The sequence below is a fragment of the Leifsonia sp. HAY1-4F genome (assembly GCF_056755275.1).
Genome location: NZ_JBNDHX010000346.1, coordinates 1 through 263 on the forward strand (window position 1 = coordinate 1; position 263 = coordinate 263).

Sequence of the window (263 nt, forward strand, 5' to 3'; positions counted from 1 at the left end):
GCCTGCGGAGTACGACCTCGGGGAGATTCTGAGTCTCCCGTAGCCGGTTGGGACGCGAGCTACTCCTCGTGCCCCTGGTCGCTGCTCATGCTGCCCTCGGCCGGAGGGGTTTCTCCCGGCGGTACGCCGCCGCCTGGCTCGAGGCCTGTGACGTTTCCATCCAGGGGGTCGGGGTTGGCCGAGGAAGCGGGGTCGTCATCCTCGTCCTGGCGCATGTCCGGATCTTCGTGGATGCTGTCCGCTTCGGCGGTGGTGTCGATGGG

The 263-nt window shown here is 68.1% G+C and carries 1 protein-coding gene; it reads right to left on the reverse strand.

The window, feature by feature from the left end:
- Window positions 1-59: 59 nt before the first annotated feature.
- On the reverse strand, window positions 60-233 hold the full coding sequence (locus tag ACPYOG_RS19780) for a DUF6480 family protein (RefSeq protein WP_481295821.1): 174 nt from the start codon (window positions 231-233) through the stop codon (window positions 60-62).
- Between the last annotated feature and the right edge of the window lie 30 nt (window positions 234-263).